Origin of the sequence: Streptomyces sp. NPDC006372, from assembly GCF_040612515.1 — a bacterium.
Taxonomy (GTDB): Bacteria; Actinomycetota; Actinomycetes; order Streptomycetales; family Streptomycetaceae; genus Streptomyces.
The window spans coordinates 14,071-38,562 of sequence record NZ_JBEXQJ010000004.1; the positions used below are offsets into that span (position 1 = coordinate 14,071).

Sequence of the window (24,492 nt, forward strand, 5' to 3'; positions counted from 1 at the left end):
CCCATGCGGTGGCGGCCTGTTCTACCTCTCGAGGAACGCCGTCAACGCGTTCGCGAGCTGGAAGGGGTCGTCGGCGCCGCACAGTTCGCGTGCGCTGTGCATCGACAGGATGGCCACACCGATGTCGACGGTCCTGATGCCGTGCCGGGCGGCGGTGATCGGGCCGATCGTGGTGCCGCAGGGCATGGAGTTGTTGGAGACGAAGGACTGGAAGGGGACGCCGGCGATCTCACAGGCCGCGGTGAACTCGGCGCGTCCCGAACCGTCCGTGGCGTAGCGGTTGTTGACGTTGACCTTGAGGATCGGGCCGCCGTTCACGCGCGGGTGGTGCGTCGGGTCGTGCCGTTCCGCGTAGTTGGGGTGGACGGCGTGGCCGGTGTCGGAGGAGAGACAGACCGTGCCGGCGAAGGCGCGGGCCCGGTCCTCGAAGGAGCCGCCGCGCGCGAACACCGAGCGCTCCAGCACGTTCCCGAGGAGCGGTCCGTCGGCGCCGGTGTCCGACTGGGAGCCGTTCTCCTCGTGGTCGAAGGCGGCCAGGACCGGGATGGAGGAGGGCGCGGACGCCCCGGACGCCACGGCGGCCAGAGCGGCCGTGCCCGCGTGCACCGACAGGAGGTTGTCCATGCGCGGCCCGGCCAGGAGTTCGCGGTCGCGGCCCAGGTAGGCGGGCGCTTCCACGGAGTGCGTCATAAGGTCCCAGCCGGTGACCTCGCCCGCGGGGACGCCGGCCGTCTCCTCCAGGAAGGCGATCAGGTCGCCGTCGCGGACGTCGTTGCCGAGGCCCCAGACCGGCTGCATGTGCCGCTGCTTGTCGAGCTTGAGGCCGTCCCCTGTGACCGAGCGGTCCAGGTGGATGGCGAGCTGCGGGACCCGCAGCAGCGGGCGGTCGACGTTCACCAGCCGGGTCGAGCCGTCGCGCAGGGTGAGGCGGCCCGCGAGGCCGAGGTCGCGGTCCAGCCAGGAGTTGAGCAGGGGCCCGCCGTAGATCTCCACGGCGACCTGGCGCCAGCCGTGCGCCCCGCTGTCGGGGAGCGGCTTGACGCGCAGGTTGGGGGAGTCGGTGTGGGCGCCGACGATCCGGAACGGTGTGTGGGGCGCGACGCCCTCCGGCACGTACCAGGCGATGATCGCGCCGCCCCGCAGCACGTACTTGCCGCCGCCCGTCCCTTCCCAGGCGTCCGTCTCGGCGACCTGCCTGAAGCCCGCCTTCTCCAGCCGTTCGGCGGCGGTGGCCACGGCGTGGTACGGCGAGGGGCTCGCCGCCAGGAAGCTCATGAGGTCGTCGGTGTGGCCGCGGTCGAAGCGGGCTCGTTCGGTCATGGGGTTACCTTAACGACGGACGAGGGCCCGCTCCCCTGGGAAGGAAACAGGCCCTCGGGCAGTGGACGTGATGATCTAGAACGCGGCCTCGTCCAGCTCCATCAGGTCCAGCTCGACGCCCTCGGCGACCTTGCGGGCCAGGGTGACGCCCGGCAGGACGTTGGCCGCGAAGAACTTCGCCGCGGCGATCTTGCCGGTGTAGAAGGCCTTGTCCTTGGCGGACGCGGTCTCCAGCTTCTCGGCGGCGACCGAGGCGCCCTTGAGCAGCAGGTAACCGACGACCACGTCACCGGAGGCCATCAGCAGGCGGGTGGTGTTGAGGCCCACCTTGTAGATGCTCTTGACGTCCTGCTCGGTGGCCGCGAGGTCGGTCAGCATCAGGCCGACGATGGCCTCCAGCTCCACGGCCGCCTTGGCGAGGTGCTCGCGGGCACCGGCCAGGTCCTCGCCGCCCGTGCCGAGGGCCAGGAACTTCTTGATGTCCTCGGCGAGGGAGTTCAGCGCGGTGCCCTGGTTGCGGACGATCTTCCGGAAGAAGAAGTCCTGGCCCTGGATCGCCGTGGTGCCCTCGTAGAGGGTGTCGATCTTGGAGTCCCGGATGTACTGCTCGATCGGGTACTCCTGGAGGAAGCCGGAGCCGCCGAAGGTCTGGAGCGACTGGGCGAGCTGCTCGTAGCCCTTCTCGGAGCCGTAGCCCTTGACGATGGGCAGCAGCAGGTCGTTCAGGGCCTCCAGGGCGGAGATGTCCTCGCCCGCGGCCTCCTTGACCTGGATCTCGTCCTGGACGGAGGCCGTGTAGAGGACCAGCGCCCGCATGCCCTCCGCGTACGCCTTCTGCGTCATGAGCGAGCGGCGCACGTCCGGGTGGTGGGTGATGGTGACCTTGGGCGCGGTCTTGTCCATGAAGTTCGCCAGGTCGGGGCCCTGCACGCGCTCCTTGGCGTACTCCAGGGCGTTGAGGTAGCCCGTGGAGAGTGTGGAGATCGCCTTCGTGCCGACCATCATGCGGGCGAACTCGATGATGCGGAACATCTGGCGGATGCCGTCGTGCTTGTCGCCGATCAGCCAGCCCTTGGCGGGGTGCTGGTCGCCGAAGGTCATCTCGCAGGTGTTGGAGGCCTTCAGGCCCATCTTGTGCTCGACGTTGGTGGCGTAGACGCCGTTGCGCTCGCCCAGCTCGCCGGTCTCGAAGTCGAAGAGGTACTTCGGGACGAGGAAGAGGGACAGGCCCTTGGTGCCGGGGCCGGCGCCCTCGGGGCGGGCCAGCACGTAGTGGAGGATGTTCTCCGACATGTCGTGCTCACCGGAGGTGATGAAGCGCTTCACGCCCTCGATGTGCCAGGAGCCGTCCTCCTGCTGCACTGCCTTGGTGCGGCCGGCGCCCACGTCGGAGCCCGCGTCGGGCTCGGTGAGCACCATCGTGGAGCCCCACTGCTTCTCCGTGGCGACCTTGGCTATGTGCTTCTGGACCTCGTTGCCCTCCTCGAAGAGGATGCCGGCGAAGGCCGGGCCCGAGGAGTACATCCACACGGCCGGGTTGGCGCCCAGGATGAGCTCGGCGTAGGACCAGATCAGGGAGCGGGGCGCGGTGGTGCCGCCGATCTCCTCGGGCAGGCCCAGGCGCCAGTACTCGGAGTCCATGAAGGCCTGGTAGCTCTTCTTGAACGAGGCGGGGACCGGCGCGGTGTTGGTCTCCGGGTCGAAGACCGGCGGGTTGCGGTCGGCGTCGATGAAGGACTCGGCCAGCTCGTTCTCCGAGAGGCGGGTCAGCTCCTCCAGGATGCTCTTCGCGGTCTCGACGTCCATCTCCTCGAACGGGCCGGTGCCGTACACCTTGTCCCGCCCGAGTACCTCGAAGAGGTTGAACTCGATGTCGCGGAGATTCGACTTGTAGTGCCCCATGGTGACGGCTCCCGGCTCCGTAGAGAGATCGGCGAGGCACTGGATCCTCGCGCTAGTTCACGTACCAACAAGTAGCTCCGATGATGCTACCCGTCGGTAATAAGAAGCAACCCCGAACCGGTCATCTGTGACAGGGCACACCGGCGCCACGCCGCTCTCGGTACGCTTGCGCCCATGTACGGCTACGACCAGACAGCGGGTGCGCAGTACGCCCCTCCGCAGCAGCCGATGTCCGGCGGATACGGACAGCAGCCGCCGCTGTACCCCGAGCCGTCCCCGCCCTCGCTCACGGACGCGGTGCGCGCGTTCACCACCGGGCAGATGGCCGCCGAGGACTTCCAGCAGGTCTTCGCGACGTCGAAGGTGTACTGCCCGCGCGGCGACAACCCCGGCTTCCTCGCGCTGCACAACACCCAGCAGCCGGTGATCCCGATGTTCAGCACGCTCAAGGAGCTGCGCCGGTACGCGGGCAAGGAGTCCAAGTACTTCGTGATCACCGGCGCGGAGGTGCTGGACCTGCTGCCCACCGGCTACGGCTTCGTCCTCGACATGGAGGGCGAGCACCGCATGGTGTTCGACGCGAAGGCCGTGGAGCAGATGGTCGAGTTCGCGATGCGCCGGATGTATGGGGGCTGAGGCCTCCCTTTACTTCGGCAGGCGCAGCGCCAGGCCGTCCAGGACGACCTCCAGGCCGTAGGCGAACTTGTCGTCGCGGAGCTTGGCCGGGTCGGCGGCCTGTGCGCTGGTCTCGGCCTCGGTGGCCGCCAGGTGGTCGTAGCCGGCGGAGACTTGCCGGGCCGTGGGCAGCAGCCGGGCCACGAACTCCGACTCGGACTCACCGGAGCGGGCGACCGTCGTCAGCCAGGCGGCTTCCGTTGTGCTCATGCCGATCACGTACGAGAAGACGGCGTCGATCGCCCGGCTCGGCTCGGGGAATCCCGCCCCGGTGAACAGGGCCGCCAGCCGCTCCGAGAAGGCCATGTAGTTCGGCCCCAGATAGGCGAGCCCCGCCTGCCCCAGTACCAGGGTCAGCCAGGGGTGCCGTAGCGCCGTCGTGCGGAAGGACCCGGCCGCCTCGGTCACCGCCGCGCGCCAGTCCGGGCCGCCGGCCGGCGGGACGTGGATCTCGGCGGCGACCTCGTCCACCGCGAGCTCCATCAGTTCGTCCTTGGTTGCCACGTGCCGGTACAGGGACGTCGCCCCGGCGTTCAGCCGGGCGCCGAGCTTGCGCATGCTGAGCGCCTCGATCCCCTCGGCGTCGAGCATCGCGATCGCCTCGCGGACGATCGCCTCTCGGCTGAGCGCGGGCTGGTCGGTGCGGCGCTGTTCGCGGGCCCATACGGAAGGGATCGAGTTCGGGCCCTTGCTCTTCGTGCTCCTGGTCATCGGCGCTCCTCCTGACGTCGTGCGAACAGCGTGCGCAATCAGCGTACAGAACTCAAGGGTTGCGCACACTGTTCCGCCATGCGTACAGTGTTCGCAACGAGGAACGGTGTTCGCAGTAAGTGAGTCGGAGGGGAACTGCTATGGAAGCCCGCAATCCACGCCGCTGGTGGATCCTGATCGTGCTGTGCCTCAGCACGCTGGTGCTGGTCGTCGACAACATGGCGCTGACGGTGGCGGTGCCCTCGCTGACCGAGGACATCGGGGCGAGCACCCAGGACATGCAGTGGATCCTCGACTCCTACACCCTGGTCTTCGCCGGTCTGCTGCTGACCTCGGGGAGCCTCGGAGACCGGTTCGGTCGCCGGAAGGTGATGCTGATCGGCCTGCTGCTGTTCGGGGCGGCCTCGCTGGGGGCGGTGTTCTGCGCCAGTCCGGGTGAGCTGATCGCGGTGCGGATCGCGATGGGGGTGGGCGGTGCGCTGATCATGCCGTCGACGCTGTCCATCCTGATCACCGTCTTCGACGAGGACGAGCGTCCCAAGGCGATGGCGGCGTGGGGCTCGGTGTCGATGCTGGGACTGGTGGGCAGCCCGGTCCTCGGCGGTGTGCTGATCGACCACTTCGCGTGGCAGGCGATCTTCCTGATCAACGTGCCGATCGTCGGTCTCGCGCTGCTGGCCGGTGTGCTGCTGATGCCGGAGTCGAAGGCGCCCTGGCAGAAGCCGGACCCGCTGGGCGCGGTGCTGTCGGCGGTCGGTATGACGGCCCTGGTGTGGTGGATCATCGAGATTCCGCAGCACGGCGCGTTCGGCGGCCGTTCCCTCCTCGTCCTGGCCGTAGCGGTGGTCGCCCTGGCCGGTTTCGTGGTCTGGGAGAACGTCACCGGCTCGCCGATGGTCCCGCTGGTCCTCTTCAAGCACCGCAACTTCAGCGGTGGCTCGCTCTCCCTGGCGCTCGTCCAGATCGGCAACGCCGGCCTGCTGCTGGTCCTGACCCAGTACCTCCAGTTCGTGCTCGGCTGGCCGGCCGTCAAGGCGGGTCTGGCCTTCCTGCCGCTGGCCGTGGCGGCGCTGGCCGGCAACACGGCCGGGGCGCAGCTCGCCGTGAAGGTGGGCAACCGGTTCGTCATCCTCGCCGGGATGCTGCTGATGGCCGCCTCCTTCGGGCTGCTGACCACGCTGAGCGCCGACAGCGGCTTCACGGTCCCGGCCGTGGCGCTGGGTGTCCTCGGTCTGGGTGCCGGTCTGGCGATGCCGGCCGCGGTGGCCGCGCTGATGGGCACCATCCCCGAGGACAAGGCGGGCGTCGGCTCGGCGCTCAACGACACCATCCAGCAGTCCGGCACCGCCCTCGGTATCGCGATCCTCGGCGCCCTGCTCTCCGGTGGGTACGCGGACGAGATGCCGGCCGGCGCCCCCGAGCAGGCCAGGGAGTCGCTCGGCGGCGCGCTCGCCGTCGCCGGCGGTGACCCGGGCCTGGTGCGGGCGGCCCGCGAGGCCTTCACCTCCTCGATGTCGACGACCTTCACGATCAGCGCCATCGGTGTGCTGGCGGCGGCCGCGGTGGCCACCTCGGTGATGCGGGACCGCAAGGCGGAGCCCGCCGAGACCGAGGGCGCCGAGCCCGCCGGGACCGGGAGCAAGGAGCCCGAGCTGGCCGCCTGACGCGGGCGGCCGCCCGCCGCGGACGTACGAAGGCCGGGCACCCCGTGCGGGGGTGCCCGGCCTTCCGCCATGCCGGTCTCCCGTGATTCGCTGCCGCGTCCCCCGGGAATGCCCTCCCGGTTTTCTCTGTTTGGGGTGGCAGAAAGTTCAACGCTCAACTAAACTGGGCGTACACGAGGAGGAACCGACATGCCTGCTGTGACCGTCGAGAACCCGTTGACGCTGCCCCGCGTGACCGCGCCGACCGAGGCCGTTGCACGTCCCGTGCTCGCCGTCACGACCGCCCCGAGCGGTTTCGAGGGCGAGGGCTTCCCGGTGCGCCGGGCGTTCGCGGGGATCAACTACCGCCACCTCGACCCGTTCATCATGATGGACCAGATGGGCGAGGTGGAGTACGCGCCGGGTGAGCCCAAGGGCACCCCCTGGCACCCGCACCGCGGCTTCGAGACCGTCACCTACATCATCGACGGGATCTTCGACCACCAGGACTCCAACGGCGGTGGCGGCACCATCACCAACGGGGACACCCAGTGGATGACCGCGGGCTCGGGCCTGCTGCACATCGAGGCGCCACCGGAGCACCTCGTCGTGTCCGGCGGGCTCTTCCACGGCCTCCAGCTGTGGGTGAACCTCCCCGCCAAGGACAAGATGATGGCCCCCCGCTACCAGGACATCCGTGGCGGCTCGGTCCAGCTGCTCAGCACCCCCGACGGCGGCGCGCTGCTCCGCGTCATCGCCGGAGAGCTGGACGGGCACCAGGGCCCCGGCATCACGCACACGCCGATCACGATGATCCACGCGACGGTGGCGCCGGGCGCGGAGCTCACCCTGCCGTGGCGCGAGGACTTCAACGGCCTGGCGTACGTGCTGGCCGGGCGCGGCAGCGTCGGCCCCGAGCGCCGGCCGGTCCACATGGGCCAGACGGCTGTCTTCGGCGCGGGCTCCTCGCTGACCGTCCGCGCGGACGAGAAGCAGGACTCCCACACGCCGGACCTGGAGGTCGTCCTGCTCGGCGGACAGCCGATCCGTGAGCCCATGGCCCACTACGGCCCGTTCGTCATGAACACCAAGGACGAACTCATGCAGGCCTTCGAGGACTTCCAGAAGGGACGGCTGGGCACGGTCCCGGCGGTGCACGGGATGTCCGAGGCGGGCCCCCAGGGCTGACGCCCCGTCACCCGGGCGGGCCGTTCCGACGGGACGGCCCGCCCGGGGCGTGATCGGGTGGAGGAGTGCAGGACACCCCCTCACCCGGCCCCGGCCCGCTCCTCCCCGGGCCCGTCCAGCGCCTCGCCGCCTGGTGTGCCGTCCTGCTGCTCGTCTCCGGGGTCGTCTACGTCGGGATCCGGCTGTGCGACGAGTTCCGGACCGCCGTCGTGCCCGTGCTGCTCGCGCTGCTCGGGACCGCGCTGCTCGGGCCCCTGCACCGGCGGCTCGTGAAGGCGGGGGTGCAACGGTCGGTCGCGGCGGCGCTCACCTGCGTCGCCGTCGTCGCCGTGGTCGGCGGGGCCGTGTACATCGTGGTCGCCGCGCTCATCGACACCGGCGACGAGATCGTGGCCTCGCTGAAGGAGGCCGCCCGGGGCGTCTCCGCGCACTTCGGGGCGGCCGGCACCTCGCTGGACGACCTCGCCTCCAACGCCCGGGAACTGCTGAGCAAGTTCGGCGGGACGGCCGCCTCCGGCGTGATCAGCGGATTCAGCGTGGTCGGCGAGTCCATCGCCATGGCCGTCCTCGCCCTGCTGCTCGTCTTCTTCTTCCTGCGCGACTCCGACAAGGCCGCCACGACGCTGCGCTCCCTGGCGCCCCGCGGGTCGGCCGACACCCTGGAGGCCATGGCGCGGCGGGCCCTCAGGGCCGTCGAGGGGTTCATGCGGGGGACGACTCTCATCGCCCTCATCGACGCGCTCTGCATCACCGTCGGACTGCTCGTCCTCGACGTGCCCGGGGCGCCCGGACTCGGCGCCCTGGTCTTCGTCGGGGCGTACATCCCCTATCTCGGCGCCTTCATCTCCGGCGCCGTCGCCGTGCTGGTCGCGCTCGCCGACCGGGGGTTCGTCATCGCGCTCTGGGCGCTCGGGGTGGTGCTCGCGGTGCAGGTGCTGGAAGGGCATGTGCTCCAGCCGGCGATCCAGAGCCGGACGGTGCAGATGCACCCGGCGGTGGTGATGGTGGCGATCACGGCCGGGGCGTCGGTCGCCGGGGTGCTCGGCATGCTCCTCGCCGTACCGCTCACCGCCGCCGCCTTCGGCGTCGCCCAGGAGCTCCGCGGGCGCTACGGCGACCAGGAGCCGTCGCCCGAGCCGTCCACCGATTCGTAGAGCTCGAACCAGATGCTCTTGCCCTCGCCGCGCGGGTCGACGCCCCACGCGTGGGCGAGCAGTTCGATCAGCACCAGACCGCGGCCGGAGGACGCCAGCTCCCCCGGTCTGCGCCTGTGCGGCAGGTCGTCACCGGTGTCGGTGACCTCGATCCGCAGCCGCCGCTCCCCCACCCCGCCGGTGATCTCCGCGACGAGCAGCGCGTCGGAGTCGGTGTGCACGAGGACGTTCGTCAGCAGCTCGGACAGCAGCAGCACCGCCGAGTCGCGCTGGTCCGGCGAGGACCAGTCGTGCAGCAGGTCACGCAGTTGCTGACGGGCCTCCGCGATCCGCTCGGGCTCGGCCTGGGCGACCGTCAGCACCGTGCGCCGCACCGGCTGCCGCACGGTCATGCTGTCGCCGTACCCACCGCCCCCGCCCTCACGGCTGAGCAGCAGCATGGCGATGTCGTCCTCGCGGCGGTCGGTCAGCGGACCGGTGGTGTGGTGCGAGGACGGCCCGTGCACCGCCTGCACCAAGGTGTCGGCGAGTTCCTCCAGATCACCCTTGTGCTCCTCCAGGATCACCCGCAGCCGCCGCCAGCCGGAGTCCAGGTCGTGTCCGCCGGTCTCGATCAGGCCGTCCGTGCAGATCAGCATGGTCTCGCCGGGTTCCAGGGCGAGCCGCGTCGTGGGGTAGTCGGCGTCCGGGTCGATGCCCAGCGGCAGGCCCCCCGACGTCGGCCGGGTCAGCACCGTGCCGTCGGACATCCGGAACGCCGGGTCCGGATGCCCGGCACGGGCGATGTCCAGCACCCCGCTCGCCGGGTCGACCTCGACGTACACACAGGTCGCGAACCGCGGGTCGGAGGGATCCTCGTCGCCGATGCCGTGCAGGAAACGCGAGACACGGGAGAGGACGGCGTCGGGGCGGTGGCCCTCGGAGGCGTAGGCCCGCAGGGCGATACGGAGCTGGCCCATCAGACCCGCCGCCCGTACGTCATGGCCCTGGACGTCCCCGATGACCAGCGCGAACCGCCCGCTCGGCAGCGGGATCACGTCGTACCAGTCGCCGCCGACCTGGAGCCCGCCGCCGGTCGGGACGTAGCGGGCGGCGACGCTCATGCCCGGGATGCGCTGCGGGCCGAGCCTCGGCAGCATCGTGCGCTGGAGCCCGTCGGTCAGCGCCCGCTCGCTCTCGGCCAGCCCCGCCCGGGTCAGCGCCTGCGCCAGCATCCGCGCCACGGTGGTCAGCACCGACCGCTCGTCCGGCGTGAACGCCACCGGGTAGGTGAAGGCGGCCATCCACGCGCCCATCGTGCGGCCTGCCACCGTCAGCGGCAGGAACGCCCAGGACCGGCGGCCGAAGCGCTGGGCGAGCGGCCAGGTCAGCGGGTAGCGGGCCTTGTACTGCTCGGGAGTGGACAGATACACCGCCCGGCCGGTCCGCGCGACCTCGGCGGCCGGGTAGTCGGTGTCCAGCGCCATGTCGGAGAAGGGGCTGTCGTCACCCGGCTGCTGCCCGTGGTGCCCGATGACCGTCAGGCGATCGCCCGAGACCCCGAACACCGCCAGCCCGTCCGGCGAGAACCCGGGCATCGACAGATTGGCCGTCACCCGCAGGACCTCCTGGGTGGAGCGCGCCTCGGCCAGCGCCCGGCCCGCGTCCAGCAGGAACGCCTCCCGGGAGCGCCGCCAGTCGCCGGTGACCGCACTGCGCCCGGCCGGAGTGCCCGGCGTCGGCTCGGTGACCTCCTGCAGCGTGCCGATCAGCCGGTACGCCTTGTGGACCCGGTCGAAGGACGGCTTGGAACGGCTGCGGACGACCCGGACGATCCGGCCCTGCTCGTCCATGATCCGGACCCGCACCTCGGCGAGGGTCCCCTCGGCGACGGCGAGCTGGACCACGCCGGTGATTTCGTTCCAGTCCACCGGGTGCAGCCGGGCCCGGGCCTGAGCCTCCGTGAGGCTGACCTGTTCGGCGGGCAGCCCGAGCAGCCGTGCCGCCTCGGCGTCGACCGTGACCAGCCCGGTGGCGGTGTCCCAGTGCCAGAGGCCGGTCGCGAGGGCGGCGAGAGCCTCCCCCACGGCGGGCAGAGGCTCGCCAGTGCGCATTGCCCTACTTTAAGAAGAGGCCGTCGAACACTGCCACCGAACGCAGCGGTCTGCTCGATCGTTAACTGTGGAGAGTCGATCATCGCCTGCCCGGTACGCTGGGGACGAGTTTCACGTGAAACACAGACCCCGATCAGCGAAGACTGGATGAACGACGATGCATCGGTACAGGTCCCACACCTGCGGCGAGCTCCGCTCCTCTGACGTCGGCAGCGACGTCCGGCTGAGTGGCTGGCTGCACAATCGGCGCGACCTGGGCGGCATCCTCTTCATCGATCTGCGCGACCACTACGGCATCACGCAGCTCGTGGCCCGTCCCGGCACCCCCTCCTACGAGGCTCTCGACAAGCTCTCCAAGGAGTCGACCGTCCGCGTCGACGGCAAGGTCGTCTCCCGGGGCGCCGAGAACATCAACCCCGAGCTCCCCACCGGTGAGATCGAGGTCGAGGTCGGCGAGGTCGAACTGCTCGGTGCCGCCGCTCCGCTGCCGTTCACGATCAACACCGAGGACGGCGTCAACGAGGAGCGGCGCCTGGAGTACCGCTTCCTGGACCTGCGCCGCGAGCGCATGCACAAGAACATCATGCTGCGGTCATCGGTGATCGCCTCGATCCGCTCGAAGATGGTCGCCCTCGGCTTCAACGAGATGGCGACGCCGATCCTGTCCGCGACCTCCCCCGAGGGCGCCCGCGACTTCGTCGTCCCCTCCCGCCTGAACCCGGGCAAGTTCTACGCCCTTCCGCAGGCCCCGCAGCAGTTCAAGCAGCTGCTGATGATCTCCGGCTTCGACCGCTACTTCCAGATCGCGCCCTGCTTCCGTGACGAGGACGCGCGTGCGGACCGCTCGCCGGGCGAGTTCTACCAGCTCGACATCGAGATGAGCTTCGTCGAGCAGGAGGACGTCTTCCGGCCCGTCGAGAAGCTCATGACCGAGCTCTTCGAGGAGTTCGGCGGCGGCAGGCACGTCACCTCCCCGTTCCCGCGGATCCCGTTCCGCGAGGCGATGCTGAAGTACGGCTCCGACAAGCCCGACCTGCGCGCCCAGCTCGAACTCGTCGACATCACCGACATCTTCGAGGGCTCGGAGTTCAAGGCGTTCGCCGGCAAGCACGTCCGCGCCCTGCCGGTGCCGGACGTCTCCGCCCAGCCCCGCAAGTTCTTCGACCAGCTCGGCGACTACGCCGTCTCGCAGGGCGCCAAGGGCCTGGCCTGGGTCCGTGTCGCCGAGGACGGCTCGCTGTCCGGCCCGATCGCGAAGTTCCTCACCGAGGAGAACGTCGCCGAGCTGACCAAGCGCCTGTCGCTGGCGGCCGGACACGCGGTCTTCTTCGGCGCGGGCGAGTTCGACGAGGTCTCCAAGATCATGGGCGCGGTGCGGGTCGAGGCCGCCAAGCGCGCCGGGCACTTCGAGGAGAACGTCTTCCGGTTCTGCTGGATCGTCGACTTCCCGATGTACGAGAAGGACGAGGAGACCGGCGCGATCGACTTCTCGCACAACCCCTTCTCCATGCCGCAGGGCGGTCTGGAGGCCCTGGAGAGCCAGGACCCGCTGGACGTCCTCGGCTGGCAGTACGACATCGTCTGCAACGGCGTCGAGCTGTCCTCCGGCGCGATCCGGAACCACGAGCCGGAGATCATGCTCAAGGCCTTCGAGATCGCCGGGTACGACCGCGACACGGTCGAGGAGAAGTTCGCCGGCATGCTGCGCGCCCTCCGTTTCGGCGCCCCGCCGCACGGCGGCATCGCCCCGGGCGTCGACCGCATCGTGATGCTGCTCGCCGACGAGCCCAACATCCGCGAGACCATCTCCTTCCCGCTCAACGGCAACGCCCAGGACCTGATGATGGGCGCGCCGACGGAGCTGGAGGAGGCGCGGCTGAAGGAGCTGCACCTGTCGGTGCGGCGGCCGCAGCCCAAGTAGGGCGTATCTGTGTGAGTGGCCCGGAACCGGCGTCGGTTCCGGGCCACTTTCGTACGCTGGGCTCTCACCCAGCTCTTACCCAGGCTCCTGACAGGCGCGGTCCCTAACTTCCCTTCCCATGACGGGACAGGAAACGGCCGAAGGGCCGAAGCACAAACGGGATCTGACACGCCGTAAGGTCGTCGCCGCGGGCGCCGGCGCGGTGGTGGCGGCGGGCGTCGGCGGTACGTTCGCGGCGGGCGCGTTCGCCGGGGAGGAGACGGCAGCCGCCAAGGGGAAGGCCGCGGCGGGCAAGGCCACCGCGAGTTCCGGTGAGGCCTGCTACAAGCTGACCTCGGAGACCACCGAGGGCCCCTACTACATCGACGCGGACAAGCTCCGCAGGGACGTCACCGAGGACCAGGAGGGCATCCCGCTCACCCTGCGCCTCAAGGTGATCGACGCCGAGACCTGCAAGCCCCTCGCGAACGCCGCGGTCGACATCTGGCACTGCAACGCGCTGGGCGTGTACTCCGGGTATGAGGACATGGGCAGCGGGGGCGGCGGAGGTGGCGGAGGCGGTACGCCGCCCTCCGGTACACCGACGGGCACGCCCACGGGTCCGCCCCCCGGCGGTGGTGGCGGTGGCGGAGGCCACCAGGAGCCCACCGACGACGAGCGCTACCTGCGCGGCACGTGGCGGACGGACAAGAAGGGCGAGGCCGAGTTCCGCACGGTCTTCCCCGGCTGGTACCAGGGCCGCTGCGTGCACATCCACACCAAGGTGCACGTGGGCGGCACCTGGACCGACGCGGGCTACGAGGGCGGCACGACCTGCCACACCGGCCAGCTCTTCTTCGACGAGGAGTCCGTGCTGGCCTCCGCCGAGGTCGAGCCGTACTCCACCAACACCACGACCCGCACCACCCTCGACGAGGACACCATCTACCCCGGTAACGGCACCGAGGGCGGTCTGCTGAAGCTCAAGTACAAGAAGAGCGCCATCGCCAAGGGCGTGACGGCCACCCTCACCATGGGCGTCGACCCCGAGGCGACGCACGAGGGCACGGAGAGCGCGGTCCAGCCGGGCGCGTCGGCGTCGGCATCGGCGTCTGCGGGCTGAGCGAGCCGAGCGGGACGTGAATGCGGGGCGGGCACCTACGGGTTGTCCGCCCCGCATTCACATACATGTACTTCTGCTCAATCCGTTGACCCGGAAGACGGGCCTCCATAAGGTCCCTTCGAGAACGCGTACGTGATTGCTGTTCACGTATGTGCACAGCAAGGGAGACAACGATGTCAGAAGCCGCCATACCGGAGGCCGAGCAGCGGGCGGTGGGCAAGTTCCTGCGCCGCATGCTGCCGATCCTGGTCCTGATGCTGCTGGTCAACCAGATGGACCGGACGAACGTGGGCTTCGTCCAGGACGAGTTGCGGGCCGACGTCGGGGTCAGCGCCACGGCGTACGGGCTCGGGGCGGGCCTGTTCTTCATCGGCTACGCGCTGTTCGAGGTGCCCAGCAACATGTGGCTGGAGCGGTTCGGCGCGCGGGTCTGGCTGACCCGGATCATGATCACCTGGGGTGCGGTGATCGTGGCGATGTGCTTCATCCACAACGTGTGGATGTTCTACGGCCTGCGCTTCCTGCTCGGTGTCGCCGAGGCCGGCTTCTTCCCCGGGGTGCTCCTCTACTTCACGCAGTGGCTGCCGGACTCCAGCCGGGGCCGGGCGAGTGCGATCTTCCTGGGAGGCTCGGCGACGGCGTACATCGTGACGGGCCCGATCACCGGCGCGCTCCTGGAGCTGCACGGCGCGGGCGGTATCGCGGGCTGGCGCTGGATGTTCGCGTTGGAGGGAGCCTTCTCGATCCTGGTCGGCTTCATCGCCGGGTTCTTCCTCGTCTCCCGGATCCAGGACGCGAAGTGGCTCACGCAGGAGGAGAAGGACGCGCTGAGCGAGGCGGTGGCGCGGGACAAGGAGGCGCGTGACCGTGCCCCGTCGGTGTCGCGACTGAAGCTGATCTTCCACCCGCAGGTCGCCGTCCTGACGGCGGTCTTCTTCGCGATGGCGCTCACCGGCTACGCGATCACGTTCTGGCTGCCGAGCCTGGTGGAGGAGATCGGCGGCCTGTCGCCCTTCCAGATCGGCCTGCTGTCGGCGATCCCCTGGATCTGCGCCGTGATCGCGATGTACACGATGAGCCACTTCACGGACCGCGCCCCGGACCGTCGCCCCTACCTGGCGATCGCCCTGGTCCTCTCCGCCACCGGCACGTTCCTCGCCACCCTGGGCTCCCCCTGGTTCGGCCTCGTCGCCCTCACGCTGGCTGCGGTGGGCGGCAAATGCGCGGCGACCCTGTTCTGGCCGATGGCCCAGTCGGGCCTCGACCTGAAGATCGCGGCGCCGGGGCTGGCCCTGGTCAACTCCCTCGGAAACCTGGGCGGGTTCGTGTCGCCGACCTTGTTCGGGTACCTGAAGGACACGACGGGCAGCACGAACGGGGGGCTGTACACGCTGTCCGCGGCGTCGATTCTGGCGGTGGTGGGGGTGGCGTTCGTGCGGCATACGAACCGGGGGGCTCAGGCGGGGCCGGGTGGTAAGACCGCGGTGGTTGCGGGGGAGCCGGTCGCGGGGGAGGCGCGCTGACCTGAGCGGATCGAGGGCCCGTCCCCTTGCCGGGGGCGGGCCTGTGCTCTTGGGAGGGCCACCCCGCGGTGAAGAGGTCCTCTGTCGTGGTGGCCGTCAGGTTTCCTCGGCTCCGAAGGCGTATTCCCACTGCCGGCTCAACCGCGTACTGCCTTCATGGCTTCGTCCAGGACGCCGCTCAGCTCACGCAGCGCTTCCGGCCCAGGTGAGGACCCAGCTTCGCACCGGGCTCAGAGACTGCCACTCGACCGCTTTGGCGAAGGCGTCGTCCTTCGTGGCCTGCATCTCGTTCAGGCGACCCGGGGCGACTACGGCGAGGGCCGCGCGGAGGGCGTCCGGGGTCTGTTCCGGGCGGGGGATCAGCTCGCGTCCGTGGTCGGCCGGAGTCATTGCTGCTGAGCGCCTTCGCCTTCGTAGCGCGGCAGGGCCTCGGTGGAGATCGTCCAGTCGGCGATGGTGACGTCCTCGCCGTAGACGAAGTCCTTGCGGGTGGCGTAGCGGGGGCCGTCGGGGGTGGTGTGGATGTCGGTGAGGACTGCGCCCTCGCCCGTGCGGGGGTCGAAGATCGCGTAGACGGGGATGCCCATCAGGGGATAGTCGCGCATCTTGGTGACCCAGTCGTTGTCCGGGTTGGAGCGGGAGACGACCTCCACGGCGGCGACGAGCGACCGTGGGTCGAAGGAACCCTCCCCCTCCATCTCCGCCTCGGCGATCACCATCACATCGGGCCGACGCATGATGCCCTCAGGTTCGTCCTCCACGTCGGGCTCACCCGTGTGGGCCACGATCTCGTCCGGCATCACCTTTTCCAGGCGCTTCCGGACGCGCAGCACGGTGAGTTCGTGCGGCTTCATGGGCGACATCATGTCGAGGACGATTCCTTCCTTGGTGATCTCGAACTTGCCGGGGAGGTTGTCGTCCGCCGACTGAACGAAATCCCGCATGACCCGGTACAGGTGGGAGGCGCCCTGCCGCGCGTTCTCCGGGGCGATGGTCATGGCGCTCGCTCCTCGTCGTCTGTGCCCAGGGGCAAGGATCGTCACGTTCATGCTAGGCGCCTCCGGGGAGAACGGATCGGCAGTCGCCGCAGCGGCCGGGGGCCGGAGCGCGGAAGGCCCGGTCGCAGCCCTCGCAGTTCTGGAGGGGATATCGGGTGGCCGGTGGCTGCTCGGGCGTGCGGTACGGCGGCAGGGGTGGGAGCTGGGCGGTGAGGCGGTGGGCCAGGAGGGCGGCCGGGCGGCGCAGGGGCTCCGGTGGCAGGTCGCTGGTCAGGGCGTGGCGTACGGCGGTGGGGGTGAGGTCCCGTTCCAGCCAGGCGGCGACACCCGGGGCGAGGTGTTCGGCGTCGGTGGCGGAGAGGAGCAGGCGGGGGTCCGTGCGGCGGAGGCCGGCGAGGACTTCGGTGGCTGTCTGGAGGAGGGCGGGGGAGCTGTACGCGGGCTTCGGTACGGCGGGGAGGGCCCGGGGTCGGGTGGGTTTCGGGTGTGGGGTGGGGGCCGCTGGGCGAGCGGGGGGCTTGGGCGGGGGCGCTCCGGTCGTGTCGCGGTCGCGGTGGGCGCCGGGCTGGTTGCAGGAGACGGTGCGGGTGATGATCCGGCCGGTCGGCGTGCGTTCGCGGGTGCGGCGCAGGTAGCCGTGGGTCTCCAGCTCGCGCAGGGCGGCGGCGATCCGGGTCGGGCCTTCGGGGAAGCGTGCGGCGAGGGACTTGATGTCGACGCCGGCGCCGGTGGGCAGCGACTGGATGTGGCAGGCCAGTCCGATCGCGAGGAGCGACAGGCCGGGGTGCTGCGTGAGGTGGTTGCCGATCACCGTGAAGCGGGTGGTGTGGCGGGTGTTGTCGTGGATGACGCCACCGCCGGAGTGGGCGCGCCCGTTGCTGTGCCGGTGCGGGTGGTTTTTGCCGCTGTTACGGGACTGGGCGTGCGGGCGCACGCTAGTGTTTTGGGTGTCCATCGGGAAGCCGCTTACTTCCTTGGTGGTCAGGCCCTCGCCTTGGGAATGTCAGTCCCGGCGAGGGCCGTTGCTTGTCTGGGGTTGTTCGTGCCGCTTGGTGTTGCGCTGAGCGTAGGGCAGGCAACCGGTGCGAAATCCAGCTCAGTTGGTGATGTTCACTCGGGGGAGTGAGAGTGCTCGCCGTGGGCGGGAGGGGTGGGGCTTGGTGGGGTTTCTTTCTCTCTCGTGGTCCTTGGGGGAGACCGCCGACCGCACCGGAGCACACGTGGTCGGGTCACGGTGTGTGTACCGGTAGATCGAGTTCCGCCCAGACGGTCTTACGGGGTGTGGGGCCGAGTTCGACGCCCCAGCGGTCGGCGAGGGCCTCGACGAGGAGGAGGCCGCGTCCGGACTCGGCGTCGGGGGTTGGTCGGCGGTGGCGGGGGAGGTCGTTGGCGCGGGTGTCCGTGACTTCGATGCGGAGGGCTGTGGGGGCGCTCAGGAGCACGAGACGGAAGTCGCGTCCGGGGAGGCGGCCGTGAGTGGCGGCGTTCGCGGCGAGTTCGGCGACGAGGTGCTCTGCGGCCTCGGTGATGCGGTGGGGCATCTCCTGGGTGCGCATCCACTCCGTTGCGAGGAGCCGGGCGAGGCGGGCGCCGCGTGGTGTGGGGGACAGCAGCACGCTGAAGTGGTTGGTCGGCGAGAGAAGTTGGGTGGACTTTTCCTGGTTCACGTCACTGAGCGTGGCGGTGCGTGCTTACCGTGAATAGTGACAGTGCTGATACGTAGGGTGACTGTCCGGGGTTGTCGGCCGCTGTCCGGGCTGTCGGCAGTGCGAAGGAGGGTGTGGGATGGCGGATGAGCCGGGGTGGGAAGTGGACCCGGACGACGAGTGGGGAGTGGCTGTCATCACCACCGTGGGGCGGCAGTTGAGGCTGCGGCGTGAGGCGGTGGGGATGCGTGCCGCCGAGTTCGCGGTGGCGGTCGGGTACGGGGAGGACCTGGTCTACAAGGTCGAGGGCGGGAAGCGGATTCCCCGCCAGGAGTACCTGGACAAGGCCGACGCGGTGTTGGGAGCGGGTGGACTCGTTGCGGCGGCTTGGGAGGACGTGAAGAGGGTTCGGTATCCGAAGAAGGTTCGGGAACTCGCCAAGTTGGAGTCGCAGGCAGTAGAGGTCGGCATCTACGAAAGCAACGGCATCAACGGCCTTTTGCAGGTCGCAGGGCATGCGAGGGCGCTGTTCGAGGCCATGCAACCCCCTTATTCGCCGGACGAGGTGGAGCGCATGGTGGCCGCGCGCGTGGCTCGCGCGTCGATTTACGAACGTACGCCTGCACCTGCACTCAGCTTCGTCCTGGAAGAAGCGGCTCTGCGACGCCCCATCGGCGGCAGAATGGTGTTGCGTCGGCAACTCGAACGTCTGTTGGAGGTGGGCGGATTCCACAACGTCGTTCTTCAGGTGATGCCGTTGAGCTGTGAGACCCACTCCGGTATGGACGGCAAGATCGAGCTCCTGAAGTTCACGGATGGTTCGGCCGTGGGCCGCTCCGATGGCGCGTTCAACGGTCGGCCGACCTCCGATCCCAAACACCTGCGCATCCTTGAACTGCGGTATGGCACCATCCGGGCTCAGGCGCTCTCACCACGGGAGTCGCTGGCCTTCATCGAACAACTGCTGGGAGAGACATGATCCGCAAGTCCACTGCCCGGGACACTTCCGAGCTGGCGTGGTTCAAGAGCAGTTACAGCAGCGGCAACGACGGCAACTCCTGTGTGGAGCTTGCCGTCACCCCCGGCACCGTGCACGTTCGCGACTCCAAGGTCCTCGATGGCCCTCGTCTCTCGATCGCGCCCGGCGCCTGGGCGGACTTCGTGCCCTACGTCGTGGAAAGCCGTTAGCCGGCCACGAACTGGGTCAGGATCGCCTGGACCTCGTAGATGTCGACGCCCTTGGTGAAGGTCTTCTCGATGGGGGCCGGAGTGCCGGAGATCCAGATCTTCAGTTCGGCGTCCAGGTCGAACGTGCCGGCCGTCTCCACCGCGAAGTGGGTGATGCTGCGGTAGGGGACCGAGTGGTACTCGACCTTCTTGCCGGTGATGCCCTGCTTGTCGATCAGGATCAGGCGGCGGTCGGTGAAGAGGATGGTGTCGCGGATCAGCAGGAACGCGGCGTGGACCTGTTCGCCGTGGCCGAGGAGGCGGGCGTAGTCCTGCTGGGCGGACTGCGGGTCCACGGTGTGTGCGTTGCCGAACAGTGCCATCGTTCTCTCCCTCGTGTGCCACTCAGGGGGCGGTCGGCTGGGCGTGGTCGGGCTCCGGGGTGAACAGTTCCTCCGGGGTGTCCACCGTAATGGCGCGGTCGAGACAGCGAGTGAGAGTGTCCGGGTCCGGACACAGGTAGAGGGGGCGGAAGACCTCCTTGGGTGCCGCGATGTCACGCATCTCAAGGAGCCGTAGGACCCATTCCTCGGCCTCGTGTTCGGCATCGGGCCGCTTGTCCACCCTGGCCCGGATGCGGCCAGGTGTGGCGTCCGGATCGTCGATCATGATCGCCCCATGGTCAGGTCTCGGTCCGGTCCGCGGCGGGCCCCGCGTCCTCGACGAAGAGCTGGTCGACGCTCTCCACGTGGGGCGTCCGGTCCAGCCAGCGATTGAGGAGGTCGAGGTCGGTGCAGCCGGCGATGCGGTCCCGGGCCTCCTGGGGGACGGGGACGCCCCGTGCTTCGAGGAAGCGGAGGATGGCCTTGGCTTCGCCTCTGGCCTCGCCCTTCGCTTCGCCCTCGAGGTAGGCCTTCTCCATCACCGTGCCCCGGCCGGGGAAGTAGTTGACGAACGTCACGATGTCCCTCCATTTGTCTCCGGCGGGGGTGTCCCCCAACGCCGAGTCGAGAAACTGAAAGAAGTAGCTGGCGGCGTTCCAGTCCATCCCTGCGAGGGCACGGCCCAGTGCGTCCAGTATGGCCTCGATGTGGGGGCTGTTGGCGTGAGCCAGAGCGGAGAACACGGCCATCGCCGGCTTCTCCGCCGCGGTTCGCGGATCGGTGATCACCGGGAGGTTGTCCGGTCCGACGACCAAGGGGTACGTCATCTGGGCGGTCCAGCCGCGCGTGCCGCAGGAGAAGGGACCGGTCGCCCATTTGGTCGTGGCCCGGTCGCGGCAGACGACGAGCAGGAGAACGGGCAGGCCGTACTTTGTCCGGAGGTAGGAGATGTAGTACGGCCAGCTCGATTCCTTCTTGGTGTCGCGTCTCTCCTGCGCCTCGACGGCGAGCAGGAAGTCCTCCCCGTCGGACGGGCCGATGCGCAGCACGGTGTCGATGTGGCGTGCCAGGGGTCTGGCTTCCGTCACGTCGGTGCCGATCGCGTAGACGGCCGCCTTCTCAGGGAATGCGATGCCCAGCACCCCGAAGACCGGGGAAAGGATCTCAGGCCGCTCCTGGAAGATCCGGTGCATGCCTTCATGGGCTGATGTGACCATGTGGGCTAGGCAAGTGGGTTGAAGGCCGTATTTCCGGCGGACGGAAGGCGTTCACTCTTTCGAGGGTCGGTGAAACGTTCGCGCCCCGCTCCCGGTGAGATCCGGGGGCGGGGCGCGTTGCGGTACGGGGCGCGGGTTACGCGGTCGGCTTCTCCTCCAGGCGCGGGAAGAGGACCGCGCCCTTCGTGACCGTCGTGCCGGCCGGGAGCCTGCCCCAGGTGCCGGCCTCGCCGATCGTCTGGTCGGCGAGGCCCCCGAGGGAGGTCTCCGCGCCGAGCGAGTCCCAGAGCTTCTGGGAGGTCTCCGGCATGACCGGGTTCAGGAGGACGGCGACCGCGCGGAGCGATTCGGCGGCGGTGTAGAGGATGGTGGCCAGGCGTGCCTTGCCTTCGTCAGACGTGTCCTTGGCCACCTTCCACGGTTCCTGCTCCGTGATGTAGCCGTTGACCTGCTTCACGAAGTCGAAGATCGCGAGGATGCCGCCCTGGAAGTCCAGGTCGTCACCGATCCGGCGGTCCGCCTCCGCGACGGCCTTGGCCAGGCCCTCGTGGATCGCCTTCTCCGCCTCACCGTCAGCCGTCGACTCCGGCAGCTCGCCGCCGAAGTACTTGCCGACCATCGCGGCGACGCGGGACGCCAGGTTGCCGTAGTCGTTCGCCAGCTCGCTGGTGTAGCGGGCCGAGAAGTCCTCCCAGGAGAACGAACCGTCCTGGCCGAAGGCGATCGCCCGCAGGAAGTACCAGCGGTACGCGTCCACGCCGAAGTGCGAGGTCAGGTCCTGCGGCTTGATGCCGGTCAGGTTCGACTTCGACATCTTCTCGCCGCCGACCATCAGCCAGCCGTTGGCCGCGATCTTGCCGGGCAGGGGCAGGCCCTGCGCCATCAGCATCGCCGGCCAGATCACCGCGTGGAAGCGGAGGATGTCCTTGCCGACCAGGTGGACGTCGGCCGGGAAGGTCTCCTCGAACTTCGCCTGGTTCTCGTTGTAGCCGACCGCCGTGGCGTAGTTCAGCAGCGCGTCGACCCACACGTAGATCACGTGCTTGTCGTCCCAGGGGACCGGGACGCCCCAGTCGAAGGTCGAGCGGGAGATGGAGAGGTCCTGCAGGCCCTGGCGCACGAAGTTCACGACCTCGTTGCGCGCGGACTCGGGCTGGATGAAGCCCGGGTTCGACTCGTAGTGGGCGAGGAGTTTGTCGCCGTACTCGCTCAGCTTGAAGAAGTAGTTCTCCTCGCTGAGGATCTCGACCGGCTTCTTGTGGATCGGACAGAGCTTCTGCCCCGCGTACTCACCCTCGCCGTCGAGCAGCTCGCCGGGGAGCTTGTACTCCTCGCAGCCGACGCAGTACGGGCCCTCGTAGCCGCCCTTGTAGATCTCGCCCTTGTCGTACAGGTCCTGGACGAACTCCTGGACGCGGTCCGTGTGCCGCTTCTGCGTGGTGCGGATGAAGTCGTCGTTCGCGATCTCCAGGTGCTCCCAGAGAGGCTTCCACGCTTCGGTGACGAGCTTGTCCGCCCACTGCTGCGGGCTGACGCCGTTCGCCTCCGCGGTGCGCATGATCTTCTGACCGTGCTCGTCCGTGCCGGTGAGGTACCACACCTTCTCGCCGCGCTGGCGGTGCCAGCGGGTGAGCACGTCGCCTGCGACGGTCGTATAGGCGTGGCCCAGGTGAGGAGCGTCGTTTACGTAATAGATGGGGGTGGAGACGTAGTACGCCTTTCCACCCTGCTTCTCGGATCCAGTGGCCGCCATGGTCGAAATCCTACTGGTCCGTCGGAGATCGACTCACATCCGTTTCGGGGGGTGGACGGACGGCCGGGGTCTGTCCACCCCCCGGGGTACTAGGGGCGCCAGTTCGCCAGTACGCCCTCGTAGAGCTCCTTGTCCGTGAGCTCGCGGGGGGTTTCGCCGGCGAGGAAGTGGGACGTGTTGGGGGTCTTGAGCTTGCGGAGGTAGTCGAAGGCCTTGTTCTCCGGGTCACCGAAGGCGACGAAGGAGAAGAAGACGGTGGGGTGGGTCTTGGCGGCGTCGGTGAGGGCCTGGGTGGCGGGGGTCTTCGCGTCCGGGGCGCCGTCGGTCTGGAAGATCACCAGGGCGGGGGTGGTGGGGTTCGCCGACTTGTCGTGGTGGGCGAGGACCGCTTCCACTGCCGCGTGGTAGCTGGTGCGGCCCATGCGGCCGAGGCTCGCGTGCAGCTCGTCGATCTTGTTCTCGTGGTCGGTGAGGGTGATCTCGCCGGTGCCGTCGAGTTCGGTGGAGAAGAAGACGACCGGGACGGTGGCCTCGGGGTCGAGGTGGGCGGCGAGGGCGAGGGTCTGCTCTGCGAGGGCCTGGGCGGAGCCGTCCTTGTAGTACGGGCGCATGGAGGCGGAGCGGTCGAGGACGAGGTAGACCTTGGCTCGGGTGCCGGTGAGGTTGTGCTTTTTGAGGGTGGTGGTGGCGGCCTTGTAGGCGGTGGTGAGGGTGGGGGCCGCTGTTTTCAGGGTGGTGAGGGGGAGGGCGGGGGTGGCGTCCTGTTCGGCCTCGCCTTCGGCTTCGGCCGGGTTGTTGTTCCCACCCGCACCACCCGTGCTGCTTTCGTTGTCGGGTGCGGGTGGCCCCTGTGGGACCTGGGCGCCGTCGGCGGCTGCGGCTGCGGCTGCCGCCGCCGATGCGGGGACGGATGCCGGGGCGGGGGTCTCGTCGGTCGTCGGCTCCGCCTCGACCTCGGCTACGGCCACGGCTGCCGGTTCCGGCGCCTTTGCCTCCGGCTTGGCCTTCGGCTTGGCTTCCGTCTCCGGCTTGGCTTCCGTCTCCGGCTTGGCCTTCGGCTCCGGCTTGGCTTCCGCGGCTGCGTCGGCTGCGTCGGCTGCGGGCTTCGCGTCCGGCGTCGGCTCCGCCTCGGCCGTCGGCTTCGTCTCGGGCTCGGGCTCGGGCTCGGGCTCGGGCTCGGGCTCGGGCTCGTGCGTGGCCTCGGCCGTCGGCTCCGCTTCGGGCTCGGGCTTGGCCTCGGCCGTCGGCTCCGTCTCAGCCGTCGGCTTCGCTTCGGCTGCCGGTTCCGGGGTCGGCTCGGGGGCTGCTTCCGTCTTGTCGTCGGCTTCCGGTGTCTCCGCCGGGGCCTCGGCTTCGGCCTTGGGCTCCGTCTTCGTTGCGGGCTCGGTTTGTGCCGGCTCGTTCTTCGGAGCGGCCTCCGAGGCCGAGGGCTCCTCGGTCGTCGGGGCTTCGGCCGCGGTCGGCTTCTCAGCGACCGGCTCCTCCGTCGCCTTCTCCTCGGCGGCCGGTTCCGCGACCTCCGTCACCGGCGTCTCTGCGACCGGCTCCCCAGCGACCGGCTCGGCCACCGGCTTCTCCGAGGCCTCCTGCTTCTCCACAGCCTCAGCAGGCTTCGCGGCCTCAGCAGCCTCCTCCGGCTCCCCCTCCGCAGAGCGCGTCGGCCTCGGCACTGCGACCCTGTCGAAGGCCGCCGAGACGAGGTCGTGTTCGTCGTCGCGGGGTTCGGGGACGTTCGCCGTGGGGGCCGGAGTGGGTTCCGGGGAGGGGGACGGGACCTTCGGGGTCGGCTCGGGTGTTGTCGGTGTGTCCTCGGAGGTGGCCGGTTCCGTCGTCGTGGTCTGCGCCGCACCCTCCGCCTCGGCGGTTTGTGTCTTGCGGGACCGTCCGAACGCGTTCCGCAACCGAGTGAGAATGCCCATGTGCGCGCAACCCTTCGCGTGAGTTGAAGCCCGTCAATCCCTGGCCAGGACGGACACGTAAGGTTAGCGGCCCTCCTGGGCGATCTTGGGCAGGGTCGGGTGTGCGGGGCCCGATCTGTCAAGGGGGTCATCCGGTCCGGGCCCGTGTCGCCGCTCGCCATCGACCCAACACCCTTA

The 24,492-nt window shown here is 69.5% G+C and carries 22 protein-coding genes; 9 read left to right on the forward strand and 13 right to left on the reverse strand.

Annotated elements, in window-relative coordinates; all coding sequences use genetic code 11:
* Window positions 1–21: 21 nt before the first annotated feature.
* Both ABZ016_RS09450 and ABZ016_RS09455 read right to left on the reverse strand, forming a co-directional pair.
* A complete protein-coding gene (locus tag ABZ016_RS09450) occupies window positions 22–1,320 on the reverse strand; it encodes a M18 family aminopeptidase (RefSeq protein ID WP_356915971.1) in 1,299 nt (432 codons plus the stop codon).
* A gap of 75 nt (window positions 1,321–1,395) precedes the next feature.
* Window positions 1,396–3,222, reverse strand: coding sequence for an acyl-CoA dehydrogenase (locus ABZ016_RS09455; protein ID WP_356915972.1), 1,827 nt, complete (start codon window positions 3,220–3,222; stop codon window positions 1,396–1,398).
* Between the two features lie 174 nt (window positions 3,223–3,396).
* Here ABZ016_RS09455 and ABZ016_RS09460 point away from each other — a divergent pair, with 174 nt between their 5' ends.
* Entirely contained in the window at window positions 3,397–3,858 is a 462-nt protein-coding gene (locus tag ABZ016_RS09460) for an SseB family protein (RefSeq protein ID WP_003991607.1), read from the forward strand.
* A 9-nt stretch (window positions 3,859–3,867) separates the two neighbouring features.
* On the opposite strand, the gene ABZ016_RS09465 is transcribed toward ABZ016_RS09460, so the two are convergent.
* Window positions 3,868–4,608 carry a TetR/AcrR family transcriptional regulator gene (locus ABZ016_RS09465; RefSeq protein WP_356915973.1) on the reverse strand — a complete coding sequence of 247 codons (741 nt, stop codon included), beginning with the start codon at window positions 4,606–4,608 and terminating at the stop codon, window positions 3,868–3,870.
* Window positions 4,609–4,748: 140 nt separating this feature from the next.
* Between ABZ016_RS09465 and ABZ016_RS09470 the strand changes: the two genes are divergently transcribed.
* The 3 genes from ABZ016_RS09470 (at window position 4,749) to ABZ016_RS09480 (ending at window position 8,593) form a co-directional block, all read left to right on the forward strand.
* The gene (locus ABZ016_RS09470; RefSeq protein ID WP_356915974.1) at window positions 4,749–6,272 is read left to right on the forward strand and encodes an MFS transporter; all 1,524 of its coding nucleotides are present in this window, start codon (window positions 4,749–4,751) and stop codon (window positions 6,270–6,272) included.
* A 189-nt stretch (window positions 6,273–6,461) separates the two neighbouring features.
* Window positions 6,462–7,439, forward strand: coding sequence for a pirin family protein (locus ABZ016_RS09475; protein WP_356915975.1), 978 nt, complete (start codon window positions 6,462–6,464; stop codon window positions 7,437–7,439).
* A 65-nt stretch (window positions 7,440–7,504) separates the two neighbouring features.
* Window positions 7,505–8,593: an AI-2E family transporter gene (locus ABZ016_RS09480; protein WP_356915976.1), complete on the forward strand. Its 1,089-nt coding sequence runs from the start codon at window positions 7,505–7,507 to the stop codon at window positions 8,591–8,593.
* Here the strand turns inward: ABZ016_RS09480 and ABZ016_RS09485 are convergent.
* Window positions 8,548–10,686: a SpoIIE family protein phosphatase gene (locus ABZ016_RS09485; protein ID WP_356915977.1), complete on the reverse strand. Its 2,139-nt coding sequence runs from the start codon at window positions 10,684–10,686 to the stop codon at window positions 8,548–8,550. The two genes, ABZ016_RS09480 and ABZ016_RS09485, sit on opposite strands and share 46 nt — an antisense overlap.
* Window positions 10,687–10,843: 157 nt before the next feature.
* Here ABZ016_RS09485 and aspS point away from each other — a divergent pair, with 157 nt between their 5' ends.
* The 3 genes from aspS (at window position 10,844) to ABZ016_RS09500 (ending at window position 15,232) form a co-directional block, all read left to right on the forward strand.
* A complete protein-coding gene (gene aspS / locus ABZ016_RS09490) occupies window positions 10,844–12,607 on the forward strand; it encodes an aspartate--tRNA ligase (RefSeq protein WP_356915978.1) in 1,764 nt (587 codons plus the stop codon).
* A gap of 118 nt (window positions 12,608–12,725) precedes the next feature.
* Window positions 12,726–13,709 carry an intradiol ring-cleavage dioxygenase gene (locus ABZ016_RS09495; protein WP_356915979.1) on the forward strand — a complete coding sequence of 328 codons (984 nt, stop codon included), beginning with the start codon at window positions 12,726–12,728 and terminating at the stop codon, window positions 13,707–13,709.
* A gap of 173 nt (window positions 13,710–13,882) precedes the next feature.
* Complete coding sequence (locus ABZ016_RS09500; RefSeq protein ID WP_356915980.1) at window positions 13,883–15,232, forward strand: MFS transporter; 1,350 nt, start codon at window positions 13,883–13,885, stop codon at window positions 15,230–15,232.
* Between the two features lie 183 nt (window positions 15,233–15,415).
* On the opposite strand, the gene ABZ016_RS09505 is transcribed toward ABZ016_RS09500, so the two are convergent.
* From ABZ016_RS09505 to ABZ016_RS09520, 4 genes are all read right to left on the reverse strand, one after another.
* Complete coding sequence (locus ABZ016_RS09505; RefSeq protein WP_356915981.1) at window positions 15,416–15,622, reverse strand: hypothetical protein; 207 nt, start codon at window positions 15,620–15,622, stop codon at window positions 15,416–15,418.
* Window positions 15,619–16,230, reverse strand: a complete 612-nt coding sequence (locus tag ABZ016_RS09510; protein WP_356915982.1) for a Uma2 family endonuclease — start codon at window positions 16,228–16,230, stop codon at window positions 15,619–15,621. The genes ABZ016_RS09505 and ABZ016_RS09510 overlap by 4 nt, the downstream gene beginning before the upstream one ends.
* Before the next feature lie 52 nt (window positions 16,231–16,282).
* Complete coding sequence (locus tag ABZ016_RS09515) at window positions 16,283–17,185, reverse strand: helix-turn-helix domain-containing protein (protein ID WP_356915983.1); 903 nt, start codon at window positions 17,183–17,185, stop codon at window positions 16,283–16,285.
* Window positions 17,186–17,459: 274 nt separating this feature from the next.
* Window positions 17,460–17,897, reverse strand: coding sequence for an ATP-binding protein (locus tag ABZ016_RS09520; protein WP_356915984.1), 438 nt, complete (start codon window positions 17,895–17,897; stop codon window positions 17,460–17,462).
* Window positions 17,898–18,015: 118 nt separating this feature from the next.
* Here ABZ016_RS09520 and ABZ016_RS09525 point away from each other — a divergent pair, with 118 nt between their 5' ends.
* Window positions 18,016–18,855 carry a helix-turn-helix transcriptional regulator gene (locus ABZ016_RS09525; protein WP_356915985.1) on the forward strand — a complete coding sequence of 280 codons (840 nt, stop codon included), beginning with the start codon at window positions 18,016–18,018 and terminating at the stop codon, window positions 18,853–18,855.
* Window positions 18,852–19,064 (forward strand): DUF397 domain-containing protein, encoded by a 213-nt coding sequence (locus ABZ016_RS09530; protein WP_356915986.1) that lies wholly within the window; start codon window positions 18,852–18,854, stop codon window positions 19,062–19,064. Before ABZ016_RS09525 ends, ABZ016_RS09530 begins: the two co-directional genes overlap by 4 nt.
* Here ABZ016_RS09530 and ABZ016_RS09535 read toward each other — a convergent pair.
* The 5 genes from ABZ016_RS09535 to ABZ016_RS09555 all read right to left on the reverse strand — a co-directional run bounded on the left by ABZ016_RS09535 (window position 19,061) and on the right by ABZ016_RS09555 (window position 24,315).
* On the reverse strand, window positions 19,061–19,426 hold the full coding sequence (locus ABZ016_RS09535) for a PH domain-containing protein (RefSeq protein WP_356915987.1): 366 nt from the start codon (window positions 19,424–19,426) through the stop codon (window positions 19,061–19,063). The two genes, ABZ016_RS09530 and ABZ016_RS09535, sit on opposite strands and share 4 nt — an antisense overlap.
* Window positions 19,427–19,448: 22 nt before the next feature.
* Entirely contained in the window at window positions 19,449–19,712 is a 264-nt protein-coding gene (locus tag ABZ016_RS09540) for a hypothetical protein (RefSeq protein WP_356915988.1), read from the reverse strand.
* A gap of 13 nt (window positions 19,713–19,725) precedes the next feature.
* Window positions 19,726–20,643, reverse strand: a complete 918-nt coding sequence (locus ABZ016_RS09545) for a hypothetical protein (RefSeq protein ID WP_356915989.1) — start codon at window positions 20,641–20,643, stop codon at window positions 19,726–19,728.
* Between the two features lie 136 nt (window positions 20,644–20,779).
* Entirely contained in the window at window positions 20,780–22,396 is a 1,617-nt protein-coding gene (metG, locus tag ABZ016_RS09550) for a methionine--tRNA ligase (RefSeq protein WP_356915990.1), read from the reverse strand.
* Between the two features lie 89 nt (window positions 22,397–22,485).
* Window positions 22,486–24,315 (reverse strand): VWA domain-containing protein, encoded by a 1,830-nt coding sequence (locus ABZ016_RS09555; RefSeq protein WP_356915991.1) that lies wholly within the window; start codon window positions 24,313–24,315, stop codon window positions 22,486–22,488.
* Window positions 24,316–24,492 lie beyond the last annotated feature (177 nt).